This window comes from Bordetella petrii, assembly GCF_020991325.1.
Lineage (GTDB): Bacteria > Pseudomonadota > Gammaproteobacteria > Burkholderiales > Burkholderiaceae_B > Bordetella_A > Bordetella_A petrii_E.
Window position 1 is genome coordinate 1 of sequence record NZ_JAJMLX010000444.1, and the last position, 2,222, is coordinate 2,222.

The 2,222-nt window shown below is 67.1% G+C and carries 2 protein-coding genes; both read left to right on the forward strand.

From position 1 onward, the window contains the following. Positions 1 to 319: 319 nt before the first annotated feature. Complete coding sequence (gene phnF, locus LPZ50_RS24295; protein ID WP_230665410.1) at positions 320 to 1,045, forward strand: phosphonate metabolism transcriptional regulator PhnF; 726 nt, start codon at positions 320 to 322, stop codon at positions 1,043 to 1,045. Between the two features lie 77 nt (positions 1,046 to 1,122). Further along, the coding region (locus LPZ50_RS24300; protein WP_230665411.1) for an alpha-D-ribose 1-methylphosphonate 5-triphosphate diphosphatase at positions 1,123 to 2,222 on the forward strand (1,100 nt) is incomplete at its 3' end.

Below are 2,222 nucleotides of genomic sequence, written 5' to 3' on the forward strand. Positions count from 1 at the left end.
TGTGCGCCGGCAGGGCGCCCAGGGCGTGTACCGCCTGGTCCAGCGCGGCGGGCTCGGCCAGCGCCAAGGCCCGCATCCAGGCGGCGCGCTGCGCCGAAGCGGAAGCCTGAGGGGGAATTGTCGGATCCATATCTTCCTCTAAACGTCTAGACGACTAGATGCTGTATGATACGGAAGAAATGGGCATCAGTACAACATTGCCAGATGAATTTTTCGTGACACCGTGGCGCTGCGCCACAGGCGCGCCACAGCGGCGCGCGACTGATGCACAATCATGGCCGTCAAACATGAACCTGGCATTACGGAACGGATTAACACCATGGTCGAACGAGGCTCGGGTGTCGCGGTGTGGCGACAGATCGGTGAACTGCTGGCGGACGATATCCGCAACAAACTCTATGCGCCCGGCGAGCGCCTGCCGCCCGAACCCGAACTGGCCGCCAAGTTTTCCGTTAACCGCCACACCATCCGCCGCGCCATGGGCGAACTGGAACAAAGCGGGCTGGTGCGCATCGAGCAAGGCCGCGGCACGTTCGTGCAAGAACACGCCATCGACTACGCCATCGGCAAGCGCACCCGCTTTTCAGAGAACCTGCTCAGCCAGGGCATGCTGGGCTATATCGACGTGCTGGGCTGCCAGAGCGTGCGCGCCGCGGACATCGCGCGCCACCTGGGGCTGGCGCGCACCGCGCCGCTGCTGCGCGTGCAATCCATAGGCAAGGCCGAGAACCGCTGCATCGACGTTTCCGAACACTATCTGGACGAAAAGCGCTTTCCCGATTTCGCCGACAACCTGCGCAGGCTGCGGTCGATCTCGCGTGCGTTTTCCCACTACGGTGTCGCCGACTACACCCGCAAGTGGTCGCGCATTACCGCGGCCCTGCCCGCGCCCGAAGTGGCGCGGCTGATGGGCCAGCCCAAGACGCGCCCCATATTGCAGGTGGAAGCGCTGAACGTGGACCGCGACGGCGCGCCGCTGCAGTACAGCGTCACGCGCTTCGTGGGCGACCTGGTGCAATTGGTGGTGTCGGAAGACGCCGCCTGATGCGCGGGCGGCCTTCCTGCCCGCCCCCATATTCATCTAGACATCCAGCTGTCATAGAACTTCGCTAAGGTGCCAGCATGAACATCGAATCCTCTGCTTCCCCTGCGCTGGCTGGCATTGCCGGACGCCGCCTGTTGACCTCCGCCGGGCTGGGCGCCGGCGAGCTGGTTTTTCGCGATGGCCGCATCGCCGATGGCGCCGCACCGCATTTTGCGGGCGCCGCCTGGCTCGATGCCGGCGAGCTGCTGGTGCTGCCCGGCATCGTGGACCTGCACGGCGACGCCTTCGAGCGCGCCGTCATGCCGCGGCCGGGCGTGACGTTTCCCTACGATGCCGCCCTGCACGATGTCGACCGCCAACTGCTGGCCAACGGCATTACTTCCGAATTCCACGGCGTGACGCTTTCCTGGGAAGGCGGGCTGCGCGGCGAACCTTATGCCGAGCGCATGTTCGAATCGCTGGCGCGCATGCAGGCCGCGCTGGGAGCGCGCCACCACGTGCACCTGCGCTTCGAGACCCATCACGTGGGCGGCGTCGAAACCGCGCAGCAATGGATCCGCGATGGCCGCGTGCAATTCCTGGCCCTGAACGACCACCTGCCTTCCATGGCCCGCCGCCTGGGCGACGACCGCAAGCTGCTGCAGTACGCAGACCGCGCCGAATGCGACCTGGATACCTTCCAGGCCCGCATCCGCCAAGCCATGTCGGCGGCCGACGATGTGGGCGATGCCATGCGCGAACTGACCCGCAGCGCGCGCGAGGCCGGGCTGAGCGTCGCCTCGCACGACGACCCCGACGCCTCGACCCGCCGCTATTACCACCAGTTGGGCTGCCGCGTGGCCGAGTTCCCGCTCACGGCCGACGCGGCGCGCGTGGCGCGCGACCTGGGCGATGCCATTGTGTTCGGCGCGCCCAACGTGGTGCGCGGCCGCAGCCATACCAATGCGCCCAATGCCACCGAGATGGTCCGCGCCGGGCTGTGCGACATTCTGACTTCCGACTACTACTACCCTGCCCCCCTGACGGCCGCATTGCTGCTGGCCGAGCGCGGCATCCTGCCGCTGGAACAGGCCTGGCGCCTGGTATCGGCCAACCCGGCGCGCGCGGCGGGCCTGTCCGACCGGGGCCAACTGGCCCCAGGCCAGGCAGCCGACGCCATCGTGGTGGACGACAGCGT

What these genes read in the sequence shown, in the direction of transcription:
- phnF (WP_230665410.1), top strand. Translation starts at nt 320, where the DNA reads ATGGTCGAACGAGGCTCGGGTGTCGCGGTGTGGCGACAGATCGGTGAA.